The organism is Pigmentiphaga litoralis (assembly GCF_014651835.1).
Classification (GTDB): domain Bacteria; phylum Pseudomonadota; class Gammaproteobacteria; order Burkholderiales; family Burkholderiaceae_B; genus Pigmentiphaga; species Pigmentiphaga litoralis.
Genome location: NZ_BMXQ01000001.1, coordinates 579,095 through 597,701 on the forward strand (window position 1 = coordinate 579,095; position 18,607 = coordinate 597,701).

The window sequence follows — 18,607 nt, forward strand, 5'->3', positions numbered from 1 at the left end:
CGGGAGACAACCATGTCAACAACAGCTACCCAAACCGCCATCGTTACCGGCGGCTCGAAGGGCATCGGCGCCGAAATCGCCGTGCGCCTCGCCTCAATGGGCCACGCGGTCGTCATCAACTACGCCCAGGCCACGGCCGACGCAGAGTCCGTCATCCACACCATCACGTCTGCGGGCGGCAGGGCGATCGCCGTGAAGGGCGATGTGGCGTCGCTCGATTGCGCGCCCAATCTGTACGACGTGGCGGAACGCGAGTTCGGGCCGGTCGATGTGTTTGTCAACAATGCGGGCATGTTGCGGCAAGCGCCCATGGCGCAGTCTGAAGACGCCATGTTCGATCGCCTGGTGTCCGTCAACCTGGGCGGCTATTTCCGCGGCATGCGCGAGAGCGCGCGGCGCATGCGGGAGGGCGGACGCATCATCAATATTTCGACGAGCGTGGTCGGCTTCTATCACCCGAATTTTGGCGTGTATGCGGCGACCAAGGCGGGCGTGGATGCGATGACGCACGTGCTCGCCAAGGAGCTTGGCCCGCGCCAGATCACGGTCAACGCCGTGGCGCCTGGGCAGGTCGAAACCGTATTGTTCCTGGAAGGCAAGACGGATGAAGAACTGAAGTACTACGCCGATCGTGTGCCGCTCGGCCGGCTGGGGCAGCCCAAGGACATCGTCGGGATCGTCGCTTTCCTGGCGGGCCCGGAGGCGAGCTGGCTCAGTGGCCAGGTGATCCGGGTCAACGGCGGTGGCGTTTGAGACGGCCGCGCATTGAAACGCAAGATCCGAACAACTGATCCACGCAACGCATCCAACCATTCAACCCAAGCATTCCATCCAAGCCACCCCTTCCGGAGTAACGCCATGCCCTTACCCGTCGTGCACCTCGATCACGAAGACATGCTCAAAGGCCTCGCCCGCTTCACCGACCTGGAGCGGTGTTCGTCCGGCCTGCCGGACATGGTGCTGCCCGAAGGCAAGCGCGCATTCCTGAACGTGCTCGGTTTTGATCAACCGACAGCCGAAGGCTATACCTCGCCGTTCGGCGACGAGGCGCGGGCCGCCGTCAACCATCTGCGTGCGGGCTTTGGCGTGTCGTATATCGAGTGCGAGGTGGGCAGGGGGGTGCTGATGCATAACCACGAGACCGTCGAGACCTTCATCGGCATGAAGGGACGCTGGCGGGTGGAGTGGGAAGGGGCGAACGGCAACCAGTCGGTCGACCTGGGCCCGCTTGACTTCTTTGCCTGCCCGGTGGGCGTGCCGCGACGCTTCGAATGCCTGGAAGCAGGTCCTGGCGAGAGGGTCGGCCTCTTGCTGGGCATCGTCGAAGGCAATGCGCCAGCCGCCGAGTTCTCGCCAAGCGCGTGGAAGCGCATCGAGGAATACCAAGCCAGCCAGGCACGCGCCAGCTAAGGCGCACCCACTGTCATCACCCCAAGGGCCACCGCATGCTGCTTTACCAATTCAAGATGGGCACCAATCCCCGCCGCGTCATCATCTACCTGGCAGAGAAGGGCCTAACCGTTCCGCGCTGCGAACTGGACTACGCCAACCAGGAGCATCGGTCGCCCGAGTACCTGAAGATCAATCCGGCCGGCCGCGCGCCAACGTTGGTGACGGACGACGGCACGGCAATCACCGAGTCCGCGGCGATCGTCGAGTACTTCGAAGAACAGCATCCCGATCATCCGATGATCGGAACCGACCCCGTCACGCGCGCCCAGGTTCGGGCGCTGGAACGGGTAGGCAACGACCTGATCGTCCGGTCGCAGATGTGGCTGTGGAACCTGACGCCGGCGTTTGCCGCAAAGGAACCCCATCCCGCATTGGAGACGGCCGCGCGTGCACAGCGTTATGTCACTGAATTGCTGGACGTTCTGGAAAAGGCGATGGGCGACAACGCTTTCCTGGCGGGAAACCAGCCCACGATTGCGGATTTCACGGCATTCCCGATCTTCCAGACGGCGCGCGAACGCTTTGCGCAACCCTTTGGCAATGACCACCCGCGGCTGGACGCCTGGTACGCGCGCTTCCGCGCCCGGCCCAGCGCGGATTACTGAGCGCAGCGAAGACCATCACAGCCAGGCAGCGGGCGGAAGACACCTTGCGCCCTGCCGGCCGAAACCATAACTTCCCGCTTATCAATCAAACATAAGCTGCAAGTTATCAATCAAGCCAAAAACAAAAAAGCGATAACCCCGGAGACCTTTCATGCATGCACCCTTTCGACAGAAAAAGCCCTCGTTGACAAGGCTGACCAGGCTGGCGGCGACGTTGGCCGCGCTAGCCTCGATGGCAGCAGGCACTGCCGCCTTCGCCCAGCCCGCAGATACGAAGTCCGCCGCCTCCAACTACCCCAGCCGTACCATTCGCATCATCACGCCCGTACCCCCAGGCGCCGCGCCCGATGTCATGGCGCGGCTGTATGCGGATCAGCTTGGCCGGTCGCTGCACCAGGCCGTGACCGTGGAAAACCGCGCCGGCGCTTCGGGCAATATCGGCGCGGAGTTCGTGGCCAAGGCGCCGGCCGATGGCTACACCATCCTCTATGGCTATAACCAGATCCCGACCATGAACCCCCACCTGTTCGCCAAGCTAGGGTATGACATGCAGCGCGATCTGGCCCCAGTCACGCAGACACTGTCGACGGCCTACGTGCTGTTGGGAAACAAGGATCTGCCGGCAAAGAGTCTGGCCGAGGTGATTGCCTACGCGCGCAAGAACCCGGGAAAGCTTGCCTACGCCAGCTATGGGCCGGGCACGGCATCTCACCTCATCTTCGAGATCATTCAGGACAGCGCAAAGATCAAGCTGCTGCATGTGCCCTATCGCCAGGGCGCCTTGACCGACGTACTGGGCGGACAGGTGGCAATGCTGTTCGAGCCTTTTCCGTCGGGCGTACCCTACGCCAAGTCGGACAAGGTGCGCACGCTCGCAGTCACCACCGACAAGCGGGTGCCTGAACTGCCCAACGTGCCAACCATGAACGAGGCCGTGCCGGGCCTGAACCTGGTGGGATGGCAGGGCGTCTGGGTGCCGAGCGCCACGCCCCCGGACATCGTTGCGAAGCTCAACGCCGAGTTCGTCCGCATCACCAACACCCCGGAGATGCGGGCGCGAATCGCCGAACTCGCGTCATCGCCGATGGGCAACACGCCCGCTGAGATGCGTGCCGCCATCGAAAAGGAGTCGGCGCAGTGGGGCAGCATCATCAAGGCGCGCAATATCGTGCTCGACTGAACGTCAGCGCTTGGGAAGCACCCAGCCGGCGCGCGGGAAGTGACACGTATACCCGTTTGGCCGCTTCTCGAGGTAATCCTGGTGCTCCGGCTCGGCTTCCCAGAAGTCACCGACCGGCTCGACCTCGGTCACCACTTTGCCAGGCCACAGCCCGGACGCGTCCACATCGGCGATCGTGTCTTCGGCGACGCGCTTTTGTTCCTCGTCGACGTAATAGATGGCCGACCGGTACGAGAGCCCGCGGTCATTGCCCTGGCGGTCTTTGGTCGTCGGATCGTGGATCTGAAAGAAAAATTCCAGGATGTTCCGGTAGCTGGTGACCGCCGGGTCAAAGGTGATCTCGATCCCCTCGGCATGGGTGCCGTGATTGCGATAGGTGGCGTTTGGCACATCGCCGCCGGTGTAACCCACACGGGTCGAGACGATGCCGGGCTGCTTGCGGATCAGATCCTGCATGCCCCAGAAACATCCGCCTGCAAGAACAGCGCGTTGCTGCATGTCAAACCTCCTTGATCTGGTCGAGATAGTCGCCGTACCCCTCGGCTTCCATCTGGTCGCGCGGGATGAAGCGAAGGGACGCCGAGTTGATGCAGTAGCGTAGCCCGCCGCGATCGGACGGGCCGTCTGGAAACACGTGGCCCAGGTGGCCGTCGGCATGCACCGACCTGACTTCCGTGCGGACCATGCCGTGCGCGTTGTCGCGCACTTCGTTCACGTTTGCAGGAACGATAGGCTTGGTGAAACTGGGCCAGCCAGATCCCGAATCAAACTTGTCTGTCGACGCGAACAGCGGCTCTCCGGACACGACGTCGACGTAGATGCCGGATTCCTTGTTGTCGTTGTACTCGCCTGTGAAGGGCCGTTCGGTGCCCGCGTTCTGGTGCACCCGACGCTGCTCGGGCGTCAGGCGTTCAATCGCTGACTGCGACTTTTCAAACTTCATGATGGTCTCCACTAGGTGTCCGGAGGGTCCGGACGTCAGGATGTGCTGAGGTCAGCTTACCCTACCGGATCAGCGGTCATGCCAACGATATGCGCACCGCGGCGATGCACCCGCGGCCCAGACGCCATCCGCACGTTGGTGTATACCTTGGACCGCGGGGTGGCGCTGGGGTTTCGCTCGACACACCTCGTCGCATATCACTTGACCACGCAGGAGATTACCCATGCATTTTCCCTTCCGATCGCTTGTCACCCACCTTGCCACCGCCGGCTTCGTGATGGTGACCGGCCACGCCGTCGCCGCCCCGCAAGCCGACATCCACACGCTGGCGCAGCAACATCAACAGCCCTATCTGGACACGCTGCGCGACCTGGTCCACATTGAGTCCGGCAGCAAGGACATCGAAGGCACCGAAAAAATTGCCAACTATGTGGCCGGCAAGCTGCGGGAGCAGGGTGGCAAGGTCGAGACCATTCAGCCGACGGATATCTACAAGCTGGGTGACACGCCCGACAAGATCGGCCCGATGGTGCATGCCGAGTTCAAGGGCAAGGGCAAGAGCCGCATCATGCTGATCGCCCACATGGACACGGTCTATTTGAAAGGGATGCTGAAAGACCAGCCATTCCGCGTGGACGGCGACCGCGCCTACGGCCTGGGCATTGCGGACGACAAGCAGGGCGTGGCGTTGATCCTGCACACCGTGGCCATGCTGCGTCAGATGGGCTTTGACAACTACGGCACGCTGACTGTGCTGATGAACAGCGATGAAGAGATCAGCTCGCCCGGCGCGCGCAGCACCATGACGCGGATCGGCGCCGAGCAGGATGCGGTGTTCTCGTTCGAAGGCGGTGGCCCGGACGGCGGCGTGCGGCTGGCCACGAGTGGCATCGGCGCTGCCCTGTTGAAGGTGGAAGGCAAGGCGTCGCACGCCGGTGCCAGGCCGGAAGATGGCGTGAACGCGCTGTATGAGCTGTCGCATCAACTGCTGCAGATGAAGGACCTGTCCAAGCCCGACACGGGCCTGAAGTTGAACTGGACCGTGGCGACGGCAGGCACCAATCGCAATGTGATCCCTGCCGAGGCGACTGCCCAGGCCGACGCCCGGGCGCTGCGCGTGGCGGACTTTACCGAGCTTGAGCAAGCCATGCAGGCCAAGGTCGGCAACAAGCTGCTGGCCGCGAGCAAGGTCCAGCTCAATTTCGAAGTGCGCCGCCCGCCGCTGGAGGCCAACGAGACGTCACGTCGCCTGGCCAAACAGATGCAGGAAATCTATAGCCAGGACCTGGGCATGAAGATGACCGTGGCCGAAAAGGCGACCGGCGGAGGCACGGACGCCGCGTTCGCCGCGCTCAAGGCACGCGGCGGCGTCATCGAAGGGATGGGGCTGACGGGGCATGGCGCGCATTCGAATGACGCCGAATACGTGCAGGTGGGTACGATCGTGCCGCGTCTGTACCTGGTCACGCGCATGATCCGGGATATGTCGAAATAACTTTTTAACGGAAGAGACGATTGCCGGAATGCCGACGTCATCCGCCATGCGCGATCAAGGCGTTATCCGTCTTTCGTCGATTCCCCCGGGCAGGGTTCTGTCTGCTTGCACCACGCATCGAGATAAGACCAAAGCACTTCGGCTTGTTCGCTTAATTCAGCATCCTGCCCTGCCTTGAAAAAGGCCCGTCAAATACCGGGTCCGCCTTACCGTTTACACTAGGCGCGCTCTGGGCACCCCTGGCCGGTACGGGTCAGCGGCCCGGTCGCCCTTACCACCACTCAGCATGACAACGCCTTGCGCACACGGTGTGCGGACGGGCTTACTTCGGCATTTCGATCAGGCATCCCCCATGGAAATCAAAGTCAACTTCCTCGATAAGCTACGTCTCGAAGCCAAGTTCGATGATTTCACCGTGGTGGCGGACCAGCCGATCCGGTACAAGGGCGATGGGTCGGCCCCCGGGCCTTTTGATTATTTCCTGGCGTCGTCGGCCTTGTGTGCGGCGTATTTCGTGAAGCTCTACTGCGTGACGCGGAATATTCCGACCGAAAATATCCGGCTGTCGCAGAACAATATCGTGGACCCGGAAAATCGCTACAAGCAGATCTTCAAGATCCAGGTCGAACTGCCATCGGATATTGCCGAGGTTGATCGCCGGGGCATCCTGCGGTCGATCGAGCGGTGCACGGTCAAGAAGGTGGTGCAGGAAGGGCCGGACTTTGTTATTGAAGAAGTCGAGAACCTGGACGCCGATGCCCAATCGCTGTTGACGGTCAAGGCGGATGCCGAGGCGCGCACGTTCATCGCGGGCAAGGATCTGCCGCTGGAACAGACCATCGCCAACATGACGGGCATTTTGGCGGACCTGGGCATCAAGATCGAGATCGCATCCTGGCGCAATCTGGTCCCGAATGTGTGGTCGCTGCATATCCGTGACGCCCATTCGCCGATGTGTTTTACCAATGGCAAGGGATCGACCAAGGAAAGCGCCCTTGCGTCGGCGCTGGGCGAATATATCGAGCGGCTGAACAACAACCACTTTTATGCGGGCGTGTTCTGGGGCGAAGATTTTGCCGATGCGCCGTTCGTGCACTACCCGAATGAACGTTGGTTCAAGCCCGGCCGCAAGGACGCGCTGCCGGCGGGCTTGCTGGATCCCCACTGCATCGAGGTTTACAACCCCGATGGCGAGCTGAAGGCGTCGCATCTGATCGACACCAATTCAGGCAACACGAAGCGCGGCATTTGCGCCTTGCCCTTCGTTCGGCAGTCGGACCAGGAGGTCGTGTACTTCCCGTCGAATCTGGTCGAAAACCTGTATGTCAGCAATGGCATGAGTGCCGGCAACACGCTGGTCGAAGCGCAGGTGCAGTGCCTGTCCGAAATATTTGAACGGGCGGTCAAACGTGAGATCCTGGAGGGCGAGCTTGCCCTGCCAGACGTGCCGGCTGACGTCCTGGCCAAATACCCGGGCATCCTGGCCGGGATTCAGAGCCTGGAAGCGCAGGGTTTTCCTGTGCTGGTGAAGGACGCGTCGATGGGCGGGGTCTATCCCGTGATGTGCGTGACTTTGATGAACCCCAAGACCGGCGGCGTCTTTGCATCGTTTGGCGCGCACCCGAGCTTCGAAGTGGCGCTGGAACGCAGCTTGACCGAGCTGCTGCAAGGCCGCAGTTTTGAGGGCCTGAATGACCTGCCCGCGCCCACATTCAACAGCGAAGAAGTGACCGAGTCCCACAACTTTGTTGAACATTTCATCGATTCGAGCGGCCTGGTGTCCTGGCGCTTTTTCAGCAGCAAGGCGGACTTCGAATTCGTGGAATGGGACTTTTCCGGTCACGGCGAACATTCCAATGCGCAGGAAGCGGCGGCATTGTTCGGCATCCTGGCGGACATGGGCAAAGAGGCCTATGTGGCGGTGCATGACCAATTGGGATCTATTGCCTGCCGCATTCTGGTGCCGGGCTATTCCGAGATCTATCCGGTCGACGATCTGGTGTGGGACAACACGAACAAGGCGCTGCTGTTCCGGGAAGACATCCTGAATCTGCATCGCCTGGACGACGCGGCTTTGACCGACCTGCTGGAGCGGCTCGAGAGCAATGAGCTGGACGATTATTCCGACATCGCCACATTGATCGGGATCGAGTTCGACGAGAACACGGAGTGGGGTCAGCTCACGGTGCTGGAACTGAAGCTGCTGATCAACCTGGCCTTGCAGCAGTTCGATGCCGCGCAGGAAGGGGTGGGCGCCTTCCTTCAGTACAACGACAACACGGTCGATCGCCGCCTGTTCTATCAGGCATTGAACGGCGTGCTTGAAGTCGTGCTCGATGATGAGCTTGAGCTGGACGACTACGTCGTCAACTTTCGCCGGATGTTCGGCAATGACCGGATGGATGCGGTGCTGGGGTCGGTGGACGGCACAGTCCGCTTCCATGGTCTCGCCCCAACCAGCATGAAACTGGAAGGCCTGGACCGGCACCATCGCCTGATTGACAGCTACCGGAAACTGCACACGGCGCGGGCCCGGGCTGCGGCCGTCACGAAATAAGCAGGGGATCCCGCATCGGGATCCCGGGCGGTCTCGTTCGCGGCTTCCTTCGCGGCACCGTTCGCGGCATCCTGCTTACTTGCTGCGTCTGACCAGATTCAGGATTACCTGCAGCAATTCGTCGCACGCATCGCTTTCCGCGATTTCGCCATCCGCCGCGGCTTCCGACAGGGCATCGGCCGCGCCCATCATGGCCCAGAGGCTGGCGCCCGACACGCCCGCCGGTCCGCTGAACGGCGCAAGAATGCCGGCGCACATATCCATGAAAGCGTGCTGATATTCCCGTTTGACGGCCGTCAGTTCCGGTGACCCGTTCAGCGACGCAATCACGCCCGACATCTCCCTGCCTTGCGACACCACGCAGCTCACATAGCTCGATGCAATCACGCTCGCCTTCTCTTGCAAGGTGGGGCGGGCTTTGTCGATGGCGTCGGCAAACAGGGCGGTCTGGCGCGCATCGTAGTCCTGGTACAGCGCAACCAGCAGGCCGTTGCGCGTGCCGAAGTGATCGTAGACGATAGGCTTGCTGACCCCGGCGGCTTCCGCAAGGCGACCCAGCGTCAGGGCGTCGGTGCCTTCATCGCCGATCAAGGCCCACGCCGTGTCCAGCAACTGGCGCGTACGCGCGGCGCGCGGCATGCGCCGCTTGGGAGATTCGGCGGGGGAGGCAGGAGAGGCGGTCATGCCGCAAGTTTACCGGCTTGGCGGCGACAGATCCTCGGCAATACGCCGGCCGATGGCTTCCTGGCCAAGCAGGCCTTGTCCGCACGATGGAAAACCGGACTACCATGACGTGCTTGTCTTCCCACCAAGGTCATCCATGGAACTTCGCCAACTCCGGTACTTCGTGAAGGTCTGTGAACTGCGCAGCATGGGCCGTGCAGCGATCGAGCTGGGCGTGGTGACGTCTGCGCTCAGCCAGCAGATCAGCCGGCTGGAAGGCGAGCTGTCCACGCGCCTGTTGCAGCGCGCCAGCACCGGTGTCACGCCCACCGACGCCGGGGTGGCCTTTCTCCAGCAGGCGCAGCTGACCTTGCGGCATGCCGACGAAGCCGTGCGGGCAGCGCAGCAGGCGCGGCTGTCGGGGCACGTGAGCGTGGGGCTGGCGCCCACGACGGCGTCGGTGCTGGGCATGCCGTTGATGCAGGCGATGCGGGAACGCTATCCGGACATCCGGCTGCACCTGGTCGAGTCGCTGTCGGGCAATCTCGGCAGCATGCTGCAGGCGCGTCAACTGGACCTTGCCGTGCTGTTCGAGACGGCAACGCCGCGCCGGTGGAGCATCGAACCCTTGCTGGACGAAAAGCTGTTTTTGATCGCCGCCAAGTCACTGCCGCAGCGCCCGGACGGGCCGCGTGTGCGGCTGTCGCAGCTTGCCGGTGTGCCGTTGGTCATGCCCAGCCAGGGGCACGGGCTTCGGGCCTCGCTGACCACGGCGTTTGCCCGCGCGCGGATCGAACCCAGGGTGGTGGCCGAGATCGACGGCCTGGCGCTATTGATGGACGCGGTGCGCGCGGGCCTGGGGGCCACGATCCAGCCTGGCGCTGCCGTGGCGCGGCAGCCGGCGGATCACGTGGTCAGCTGTCAGATCAGCGACGCGCATGTGAGCCGTCGCAACGTGTTGGTCAGCCTGTCGGACGACGAACTGTCGCCGGCCGCCCTGGCAACGCGGGTGGTGATTGCCGACATTGCGCGCACGCTGGTGCGTGAAGGCTTGTGGGCAGGCGCGCGTCTTCTCAAAAACTGAACACCTATTGCCCGATACGGGCTGTCGTCGCACTGCCGAGCTGCCTACAGTCTCCTGCTTTCAAAAGAACGCAGGAGACGACAGTGTCCACATTCCCTTCATTGCCCATGGTGGCGATGGCCGCAGCGGCATGCTGTATGGCCGCATCCGCTTATGCGCAGGACTTTCCGCCCGCCAAGCCTGTCACGATGGTGGTGGGTTTTGCGCCCGGCGGCGCGGCAGACGCCGCCGCCCGGTTGATTGCCCGCAAGCTGGGCGACAACATTGGACAGACAGTGGTCGTTGAAAACAAGGCGGGTGCCGGCGGCAACATCGCGCATCAACTCGTGGCAAGCGGGCCGGCGGATGGATCCGTGCTGCTGTTCGGTTCGATCGGCCCGTTGACGATCGCGCCCCATGTCATGAAGGTGACGTACGACCCGTTCAAGGATCTGAGTGCCGTATCGGGCGGCGTCAATTTCCCTAACGTGCTGGTCGTGCACAAGGAACTCGGCGTCAAGAACCTGGCGGAATTTGTTGCGCTCGCCAAGAAGAAGTCAGGCGGCGTGGAGTTTGCGTCGACCGGGGCAGGGTCGGCGTCGCATCTGGCCGGCGAGCTGTTCAACCAGCGGGCCGCGATCGAGATGGTGCATGTGCCCTACAAGGGCGGCGCGCCGGCCTTGCAGGATCTGCTGGGCGGACGGATCGCGTCGTACTTTTCCGCGCCGCCTACCGCCATGCCGCATATCGAAACCGGCAGGCTGATTCCGTTGGCCACGACCGGCCTGGTTCGCCCGGCGTACCTGCCCGACATTCCGACGGTGGCCGAGTCGGGTTATCCAGGATTTGAAGCGCTGAACTGGTATGCCTTTGTCGCGCATTCAAAAACGCCGACAGCCATGCTGGATCGCTGGAACCAGGAAATCGTGAAGGTGTTGAACGACCCCGGCGTGAAGCAGGCACTGAACCAGCATGGCCTGACGCCGCAGCCCACCACGCGTGCCGAGCTGACGGCCTTCATGAAGAAAGAAGACGCGAAGTGGAGCGCCATCGTCAAGGAGCGCAAGATCACCGCCGATTGATAAATCGGCCAGGGTCGCCGCGGATGTGATCAGGGCGTCGGCTGGACGGTCGAAGGGCACGATGCCGGCGACAAGGTGCTGAAGCTGTTCGCCCGCGTTGGGCGCCAGTGCACGGGGGTGGAGGCGGCGGCAGTGCACGGCCTGAAGACGCCGGTCACCGTCAGCGTCGGGATCGCGGCGGAGACGTCCCCAGCGATCGATCCCACGCCTTGCCCTTACCGCGCCGCGTCCCCCGCCGTCAGCGCCAGCGTTTCTTCCCGCTTCTGCAGCCACCACGCATAGCTGCGGGGCAGCAGATTGTGCGGATCGGGCACGCCCAGCTTGGCGGCAGCGTGCACGGGCCAGTTCGGGTCCCACATGAATTCGCGGGCCAGGGCAACGAAGTCGCAGTCCCCGGCTTGCAGATAGCCTTCGGCCTGTTCGGCTTCACGGATCAGGCCCACCGCCATGGTCGGGATGCCCGTCTCTTCGCGGATGCGTTTCGCAAAGGGCACGTGATAGCCGGGCACGCGCGGGACGACGTGCAGCGTCAACGGACCGTCGATGCCGCCCGACGAGCAGTCGAACACATCCACGCCGCGTTCCTTCAGCGCCGCTGCCAGCACGATCGTGTCTTCCAGGCTCCAGGCGCCGCCGCGCCCATCCACGCAGGACCCGCGAAAGAACAGCGGCCGGTCCGCAGGCCAGGCGTCGCGCACTGCTTCGATCAACTCCAGGCCGAACCGCATGCGGCCTTCCATGTCGCCACCGTAGGCGTCGGTCCGCTTGTTGGTGATGGGCGACAGGAACTGCTGGATGATGTAGCCGTGCGCGCCGTGGATCTCGACGACGTCGAAGCCCGCGTCCAGCGACCGTTTGGCGGCGTCCACGTGGGCCTGGATCACGTACTTGATGTCGTCATGATCCATTTCCTTCGGCGCCATCGCGCCTTCCTTGAAGGGGATGGGGCTGGGCGCCAGGCCCGACCAGGGCGGACGGCCATTGGCGGCGTCGGCTGCGCTCAGGGGCGCAAAGCCATCCCACGGCGCGCGTGTGGCGACCTTGCGGCCGGCGTGGCCAAGCTGGATGGCCGATGCGGCGCCCTGGGTGCGGATGAAGTCGGTCACGCGTTTCCATGCCTTGGCCTGCGCGTCGGTGTAGATGCCGGGGCAGTCGTAGGTCTTGCGTGAACGTTCGGACACCGAGGTCTCTTCGCAGAAGACGATGCCTGCGCCCCCCGATGCAAACTTGCCAAGATGCACAAGGTGCCAGTCGGTGGGAGCGCCGTCGACGGCGCTGTATTGCGACATGGGCGAGACGACGATGCGGTTTTTGACGGTCAGCCCGCGTAGCGTCTTGGGCTGGAACATCAGGGGCAGCGCGGCGGCTTGTTTCTGGGGAGTGTCGGTCATGGAGGATTCGCTGGTGGTTGGCATGCGCGGGACGAGAGGAGGCGTTTAGCGCTTGAGCAGACGAGAGAGGACGTTGGTCAGTGTGGCTTCGATGTGCACGGCCATGGCGGCGCGGGCGCGGGCGGCATCGCCCGCCGCCAGGGCGTCGAGCAGATCCAGGTGCTGCGCAACCGAGGCGCGAAAGTCCTGCGGCGTGGGCGGCGTGGCGAAGAGCATGGACTTGCGGCGCAGGTCTTCGATCAGCCTGGCCATGGTCTCGTTGCCGCACGCGGCACACACCGCGCGGTGCAGTTCAAGGTCGAGCGTGACACGTTCATGGTTGTCGGGGCGCTCGGCCTGCGCCAGTGCCGTCAGCCGCACCCGCAGGCTTTCCAGCACACCGGCATCCATGGCGCCGGCTGCAAGGCCGGCGGCTTCGGCTTCGAGCACCTTGCGGATCTTGAGCAGATCCAGGAATTCTTCAAGCGTGATGCGGCGCACTTCGAGCACGCCGCGGCTGCGCAAGATGAAGCCTTCACCTTCCAGCCGGCGCAGCGCTTCGCGCAGTGGCGTGCGAGACACGCCCAGCTGCAAGGACAACTGGCGTTCCGAGATCGGGCGGCCCAGCGGTATTTCGTGCTTGAGCACCATGTCGTGCAGCTGCGCATGCACCCGCGCAACCAGCCCGCCGGGCTCCAAGGGCGAGTCGGTGTCGTCTTCCAGCGGCGCCGGCTTCTGGACCAGAAAGGTCATGTTCACATCCTTTGTTTCGAGCCTGCGATCCTCATCGCAGGCGGGGCAGACGTTCGATACCGACGTCTGCCGCATCCATCTTCTCTTGGGCTTCGTCCAACCACGGCTGTAGTGTAGCCACCCGTTTCGTGATGGCGTCGAAGTCCTTCCTGAAGGTCGGCATGATGGCTTCGACCTCTTCGAACACAGCCGCCTCATCGACCGACACCACGCGCCGGTCGCGCACCACCCAGTTGCCATCGACCATGACATGCCGCACGGCGCGGCCGCCTTCGATGTTGACGAGCTGGCGCACGACGCTATTGAGCGGCACGAAGCTGGGGTCCGCCAGGTCCAGGATGGACAGGTCGGCCTTGTAGCCCGGCGCGATGCGGCCGATCAGGTGACCCAGGCGCGCGCCTTCCGCGCCCCCTTCGGTCGCGGCCTTCAAGGCTTCCATGGCAGGAGGTGGCCCTTTGCGCAGATCGCTGACCACGGCGAGCAGCGAGAACAGCTTCATCGCTGCATACATGTTCTGTGCGTCCGAGCAACTGCAGTTGTCGCAGCCCAGCCCGATGCGCACACCGGCGCGCATCAAGGATTTGATCGGGGGCAGGCCGCACTGCATTTTCAGGTTGCCCTGCGGATTCAAGACCGTGCCGGCGCCTGTCTCGGCAAGGATCTCGATCTCATCAGGCGCCAGCCACACGCTGTGCGCAAAGTTCATCTGCGGACCCAGGCAGCCTTCGGCATGCAGGCGCCGGATCAACGATCCGCCGTACTGACCGAGTTCCTGGCGCGCGGTCAATGCCATGCCCTTGGACTCGTAGATATGCGAGTACACCGGCAGGTCGTAGCGCCTGGCCATGTCCATGGTCCGCGCCATCAGGGCAGTCGTGCAGCGCTCCGGAGACGACGGCCCCATCGCCCAATGTCGCCGCGGATGCGTCGGCCCCTTCAGGCAGTTCTGCTCGAAGTAGTCCAGAAGGTCGAACTTCTTTTCGGGTTCCGCGGCGCTCGACAGCAGGTGGTGGTATTCGGGCGGAAAGACTTCCTTCCAGTAGGGGACGGTATCCAGACCCTTGCGATCGCCGTACTGCAACGCGAAGACCACGCGAATGCCGACGTCTTCGTACGCCTGGATGACGGTATCAAGGTGCTCGGGGTCGAAGGGATACAGCGTCAGCATGTCCTGCACGGTGGTCATGCCCGAGCGCAGGCACTCCAAGGCGCCGAGCATCGTGCGTGCGCGCAGTTCTTCTTTCGAGCGGGGCGGGTACTGCGCGGGCAGGGCGTACAGACGCCACTGTTCGAGCGGCACCTGTTCCAGCGTCCCCTTGGCGAGCACGTCATGCGAGTGGTAGTGGGCGTTGACGAAGCCAGGCAGGACGAGGTGGCCGCGGGCATCCAGCGTCTCGGGCGGGACCTGCCCTGGACGCAGGCCATACGATGGCGCGACCCCGATGATCATGTCGTCCTGGATCGCAATGTCGGCCACCGACGGCTGGTGCCAATCGGTCTCCGGCGTCATGACACGGGCGTTTGCGATCCAGAGTGTGGTGCCTACGGGCAACGGGGTCGATTGCGGCATCGCATGTCCTTTCCTGAGCAGGGCGGCGGTACGGAGGCAGTCTGTATTCGAGTGGTATACCGCCTTAATTTAATATGGATGCAAGTCGCATGCCATCCGGTCTCCCAGGTACGTCCGGGAGTTTCGTTCAGTCAGTGGCGAAGAATGCACCGTTTCTCAGCCTAAACGCTGCATAAGCGTGCCTGCAGCGTCCATATCGGTGCAGGTTCGTTCGAGCGGACGCGGTGCTTGCTGGCGAACTCATGGAAAACCATGAATGGCATGCATGTTGCATTGCGTGACTGTCATGCCGGTATACGTACGTAATACCAGCTCGGCGCCGATGTTCACGCGCTGCTCGCTCCGCCTTCGCATCACCTTGCCGCCCGATTGCCGGGCCAACCATCCACACAGAGGTACGCATGAAGCTGCTGAATATCGTCGGGATCGTATTGAGTGTCGCGTTGACGGGGGGCGTGGCCCAGGCTCAAAGCGTCGGCAAGATCCGCATTGCCGAAGCCGATTCGTTTTCGGCCGAAGACCTTCCTCAACTCATTGCGTATGCGCGCGCCAAGCAGCGCGGGGTCGAGGTACAGGCCACCGCATTGAAGTCGGACGACATCGCTTTCCAGGCCGTGTTGAACGGGCAAATGGACATGGGGGTGGGCGACTCCTACGAGGCCATCAACAACCTGAAGGCGCCGATCCGCAACATCTACCAGATTCGCAAGCTGGCCTACGTGCCGGTGGTCGACAAGACCGCGTACCCGGATTGGAAATCCTTGAACGGCCAGACCTTTGTCGTGCACTCGCGCGGCTCGGGCACCGAGACGATGGCGCAGATCATGGAAAAGAAGTCGGGCATCAAGTTCGACAAGATCAGCTATGTGCCGGGTTCGGAAGTGCGTGTCGTGGCGATGCAGCGCGGCAACATCAAGGCGACCTATCTGGACCTGACCAGCTCCAAGGTCCTGATCGACAGCGACCCGAAACGCTTCGGCGCCTTGCCGGTCCAGGACCAGGACGCCAGCGACTCGACCTTCTATGTCAGCACCAAATTCGCCGAAGCCAATCCGCGCGCCGTGCAGATCTTGCTTGAGGAACTGCTGAAGGCTGTCAAGGCCACGGCAGCCGATCCCTCGTGGCCGGCCGCGCAACGCAAGGAACTGAAGCTGCTGCCGGACCTGGCCGAGAAAGAAGTGGCCGAGATCACGCCGTACTTCACGCGTGCCGTCGCTGCCGGCATTTTCCCGGTCGATGGCGGTGGCAAAACGGCCGCGCAGGCGGACGTGGACTTCCTGTCGCTGGCCGGCAAGCTCAAGTCGGAAACGTCGGGCGGCCTGGATGCGTATTGGGATTTCAAGCCGCTGGAAGCTGCCAGCAAAGCCGTGGGCGCCAAGTAAGCCGATAGCGTGGACACCATGCCCCACACCCTCGTTGCAGGCGCGCCCGGCGCGGCCGTGCATGCCGCCGGACCCGGCACTTCCGTGTCGACGCCGATGAGCGTCGGCGCCGCGCCTGCGGCCCCGGCGCAGACGCAGGCAGCACACGCCACGGGCTGGCAGCGTCACGTGCCCGTGCTGTGGAAGCTGGCGTCGTTCGCAATCTTTTTCGGTCTGTGGGAGATCGCCGGCCGGATCCCGATCAGCCTGGCCTTTCCGCCGTTTTCGAAGGTGGCGGTTGCGATGTTCAACCTGTTGGCCAGTGGCGAGCTGATCAAGGCGTATGCGAACACGCTGCCACCGCTGATCGCCGGCCTGGTGATCACGGCAGTGGTGGGTGTGGTGTGCGGCATCGCCATGGGGCTGTCGCGCCTGACCGAGTGGGCCTTGTATCCGGGCATGGTCATCATGCAGACAGCGCCCATGGCCGCCATCATTCCGCTGATCACCTTTCTGTACGGTATCGGCATCACGGCCAAGATCATTGCGGTGGTGATCCTGTCGCTGCCCATGGTCACCATGAACTGCTACAGCGGCATCCGCCAGACCAATGCGTCGTTGCTGGAGATGACGCGCTCCTTCATGGGGACCCGGCGCCAGCAGGTCACCAAGATCATCCTGCCGCATGCCAGCGGCATGATTTTCGCGGGATTGCGCCTTGGCATCTCCGGCGGTTTCATCGGCATCGTCCTGGCCGAATTGTTGATCACGCCAACCGGTATCGGCGACACCATCAGCTATTACCGGTCCGTGGCGAAGTACGCCGAAATGTTCGCCGCGATCGTGTCCATCATCGTGCTCGCCACGCTGGTGCTGACCGCCTTGCAACTCATCGAGCGCCGTGTCTTCAAGGCCCTCGGACAGCAGCACACGCAGACATGACACAAACTTCATTGCTTGCCACCGGGCCCGCGTCGTCGTCAACGACGGCGCCGTTGCCCGATCCGATCATCAAGTCGCTCGGCATCACGATGCGTTACCCGAATGGCGTGCTTGCCCTCGAGGACGCCACGCTGGACATTCCCCGCGGCGAACTGGTGACCCTGCTGGGCCCATCCGGCTGCGGCAAGACCACGCTGCTCAAGATCATTGCGGGACTGATCACGCCCACGTCGGGCGAGATCCGTGTCAACGACAAGACGGTGTACGGGCCAGGGCCGGACCGCGCGTTCGTGTTCCAGGACTTTGCGCTGATGCCCTGGGCCACGGTGCTGCGCAATGTGGCGTTCGGCCTGGAGCTGCGCGGCACGCCACGGGCCGAACGCGAAGCCAGCGCCCGCCATTACATTCGCGAGGTCGGGCTGGCCGGCTTCGAAGACAAGTACCCCAACGAGCTGTCAGGCGGCATGCGCCAGCGCGCCGGCCTGGCCCGTGCGCTGACGGTCGATGCCGACGTGCTGCTGATGGACGAGCCATTCTCGGCCATCGACGAACAGATGCGCCGCAAGCTGCAGGAAGACCTGCTGTCCTTGTTGCGTGTGGAAAAGAAGACTGTCATTTTCGTGACCCATTCGATCGAAGAGGCCGTGTACCTGTCGGACGAGATTGTCTTGTTGACCCGACATCCGGGCAAAGTCGTCAAGACCATCCGCCCCGGCCTGGACCGCAATGCCAGCCCGGACGAGATCCGCCGTGACCAGCGCTATCTGGATGCGGTCGACGATATCTGGTCCCAACTCAAACAGTATCTGGCCTGAACCCATGGCCAGACAGAAACCCGTTCTGCTGTCCCTGGTGGCCTGGGCGGTGCTGTGGGAACTGGCCGCGCGCTACGCGGCGTCCGACATGTTCCCGCCGCTGTCCCACGTCGTCACGACCGCCTTCAGCCTCGTCCAGCTTCAATCGTTCAAGGACGCCATCGTCATCACCGCCAGGGCTTTTGCCACCGGCATGGCGCTGGCGATCGTGGTGGGAGTGCCCGTGGGTGCGCTCATGGGACGTTTCAAGCCGGTCGATCGCATCCTGAACGTGTGGGTCAACATCTTCATTGCGGCGCCGTTGACCGCCGTCGTGCCTGCCTTGATGCCCATTCTTGGTATCGGTGAAAGCACCGTCGTGGCTACCGTGTTTCTGTTCGCGGTATGGGTGATCATCATCGACACGCGCGAAGGCATGGTTGGCATCAACCGATCCTTGCTGGAGATGGCCCGCAGCAATGGGGCGACGCGGTGGCAGATGTTTTCGAAGATCATGCTGCCCTCGGCCATGCCCGAAGTCATGACCGGCATCCGGCTGAGCGTGGTGCGCGGCATCAAGGGCGTGATCATCGGGCAGATCGTGGTGGCCGTGGTCGGGCTCGGCGAGTTGTTCGACACCTATCTGCATGGATTTCAGATGGACCGGTTCTGGGCCCTGGTCATGATCGTCTTTTTGCTCGGCATGACGCTGATGGGCGCGGTGGGCCTGGTGGAACGCCGGCTGACGCGCCACGCCAAAGTGCGGTGATGGGGTCG

General features: G+C 63.2%; 18 protein-coding genes. 12 read left to right on the forward strand and 6 right to left on the reverse strand.

Annotated elements, in window-relative coordinates:
- The first annotated feature begins 12 nt into the window (after positions 1-12).
- From IE116_RS02420 to IE116_RS02435, 4 genes are all read left to right on the forward strand, one after another.
- On the forward strand, positions 13-753 hold the full coding sequence (locus IE116_RS02420) for an SDR family oxidoreductase (protein WP_189609440.1): 741 nt from the start codon (positions 13-15) through the stop codon (positions 751-753).
- A 105-nt stretch (positions 754-858) separates the two neighbouring features.
- Positions 859-1,410, forward strand: coding sequence for a cupin domain-containing protein (locus IE116_RS02425; protein ID WP_189609442.1), 552 nt, complete (start codon positions 859-861; stop codon positions 1,408-1,410).
- 35 nt (positions 1,411-1,445) lie between these two features.
- Entirely contained in the window at positions 1,446-2,057 is a 612-nt protein-coding gene (locus tag IE116_RS02430; RefSeq protein WP_189609444.1) for a glutathione S-transferase family protein, read from the forward strand.
- A 151-nt stretch (positions 2,058-2,208) separates the two neighbouring features.
- On the forward strand, positions 2,209-3,237 hold the full coding sequence (locus IE116_RS02435) for a Bug family tripartite tricarboxylate transporter substrate binding protein (protein ID WP_189609446.1): 1,029 nt from the start codon (positions 2,209-2,211) through the stop codon (positions 3,235-3,237).
- Positions 3,238-3,240: 3 nt separating this feature from the next.
- Here IE116_RS02435 and msrA read toward each other — a convergent pair whose 3' ends face one another.
- Positions 3,241-3,735 (reverse strand): peptide-methionine (S)-S-oxide reductase MsrA, encoded by a 495-nt coding sequence (gene msrA, locus IE116_RS02440; protein ID WP_189609447.1) that lies wholly within the window; start codon positions 3,733-3,735, stop codon positions 3,241-3,243.
- Position 3,736: 1 nt separating this feature from the next.
- Positions 3,737-4,180 (reverse strand): peptide-methionine (R)-S-oxide reductase MsrB, encoded by a 444-nt coding sequence (gene msrB, locus IE116_RS02445; protein WP_189609449.1) that lies wholly within the window; start codon positions 4,178-4,180, stop codon positions 3,737-3,739.
- A 223-nt stretch (positions 4,181-4,403) separates the two neighbouring features.
- Here msrB and IE116_RS02450 point away from each other — a divergent pair, with 223 nt between their 5' ends.
- Both IE116_RS02450 and IE116_RS02455 read left to right on the forward strand, forming a co-directional pair.
- Entirely contained in the window at positions 4,404-5,675 is a 1,272-nt protein-coding gene (locus IE116_RS02450) for a M20/M25/M40 family metallo-hydrolase (protein WP_189609451.1), read from the forward strand.
- Between the two features lie 352 nt (positions 5,676-6,027).
- Positions 6,028-8,232, forward strand: a complete 2,205-nt coding sequence (locus IE116_RS02455; RefSeq protein WP_189609453.1) for an OsmC domain/YcaO domain-containing protein — start codon at positions 6,028-6,030, stop codon at positions 8,230-8,232.
- Between the two features lie 75 nt (positions 8,233-8,307).
- Here the strand turns inward: IE116_RS02455 and IE116_RS02460 are convergent, their stop codons facing one another.
- A complete protein-coding gene (locus tag IE116_RS02460; protein ID WP_189609455.1) occupies positions 8,308-8,916 on the reverse strand; it encodes a TetR/AcrR family transcriptional regulator in 609 nt (202 codons plus the stop codon).
- A gap of 136 nt (positions 8,917-9,052) precedes the next feature.
- Here IE116_RS02460 and IE116_RS02465 point away from each other — a divergent pair, with 136 nt between their 5' ends.
- Together IE116_RS02465 and IE116_RS02470 are read left to right on the forward strand one after the other, a co-directional pair.
- Entirely contained in the window at positions 9,053-9,979 is a 927-nt protein-coding gene (locus tag IE116_RS02465) for a LysR substrate-binding domain-containing protein (RefSeq protein ID WP_189609456.1), read from the forward strand.
- Between the two features lie 107 nt (positions 9,980-10,086).
- Positions 10,087-11,040 (forward strand): Bug family tripartite tricarboxylate transporter substrate binding protein, encoded by a 954-nt coding sequence (locus tag IE116_RS02470; RefSeq protein ID WP_189614402.1) that lies wholly within the window; start codon positions 10,087-10,089, stop codon positions 11,038-11,040.
- Positions 11,041-11,255: 215 nt separating this feature from the next.
- Here IE116_RS02470 and IE116_RS02475 read toward each other — a convergent pair whose 3' ends face one another.
- From IE116_RS02475 to IE116_RS02485, 3 genes are read right to left on the reverse strand one after another with little or no spacing between them, the layout of a single operon-like run.
- Entirely contained in the window at positions 11,256-12,431 is a 1,176-nt protein-coding gene (locus tag IE116_RS02475; RefSeq protein WP_189609458.1) for an NADH:flavin oxidoreductase/NADH oxidase, read from the reverse strand.
- Positions 12,432-12,476: 45 nt separating this feature from the next.
- Positions 12,477-13,163, reverse strand: a complete 687-nt coding sequence (locus IE116_RS02480; protein ID WP_189609460.1) for a GntR family transcriptional regulator — start codon at positions 13,161-13,163, stop codon at positions 12,477-12,479.
- A 31-nt stretch (positions 13,164-13,194) separates the two neighbouring features.
- A complete protein-coding gene (locus IE116_RS02485; RefSeq protein ID WP_189609462.1) occupies positions 13,195-14,733 on the reverse strand; it encodes an amidohydrolase family protein in 1,539 nt (512 codons plus the stop codon).
- Positions 14,734-15,134: 401 nt separating this feature from the next.
- Between IE116_RS02485 and IE116_RS02490 the strand changes: the two genes are divergently transcribed.
- Genes IE116_RS02490 through IE116_RS02505 form a run of 4 tightly spaced genes read left to right on the forward strand, consistent with a single transcriptional unit; the run spans position 15,135 to position 18,599 of the window.
- Entirely contained in the window at positions 15,135-16,115 is a 981-nt protein-coding gene (locus IE116_RS02490; RefSeq protein WP_189609464.1) for an ABC transporter substrate-binding protein, read from the forward strand.
- Positions 16,116-16,133: 18 nt separating this feature from the next.
- Positions 16,134-17,036, forward strand: coding sequence for an ABC transporter permease (locus IE116_RS02495; RefSeq protein WP_229827968.1), 903 nt, complete (start codon positions 16,134-16,136; stop codon positions 17,034-17,036).
- Positions 17,033-17,851, forward strand: coding sequence for an ABC transporter ATP-binding protein (locus IE116_RS02500; protein WP_189609466.1), 819 nt, complete (start codon positions 17,033-17,035; stop codon positions 17,849-17,851). The genes IE116_RS02495 and IE116_RS02500 overlap by 4 nt, the downstream gene beginning before the upstream one ends.
- 4 nt (positions 17,852-17,855) lie before the next feature.
- Positions 17,856-18,599, forward strand: a complete 744-nt coding sequence (locus IE116_RS02505; protein WP_189609468.1) for an ABC transporter permease — start codon at positions 17,856-17,858, stop codon at positions 18,597-18,599.
- The last annotated feature ends 8 nt before the right edge of the window (positions 18,600-18,607 follow it).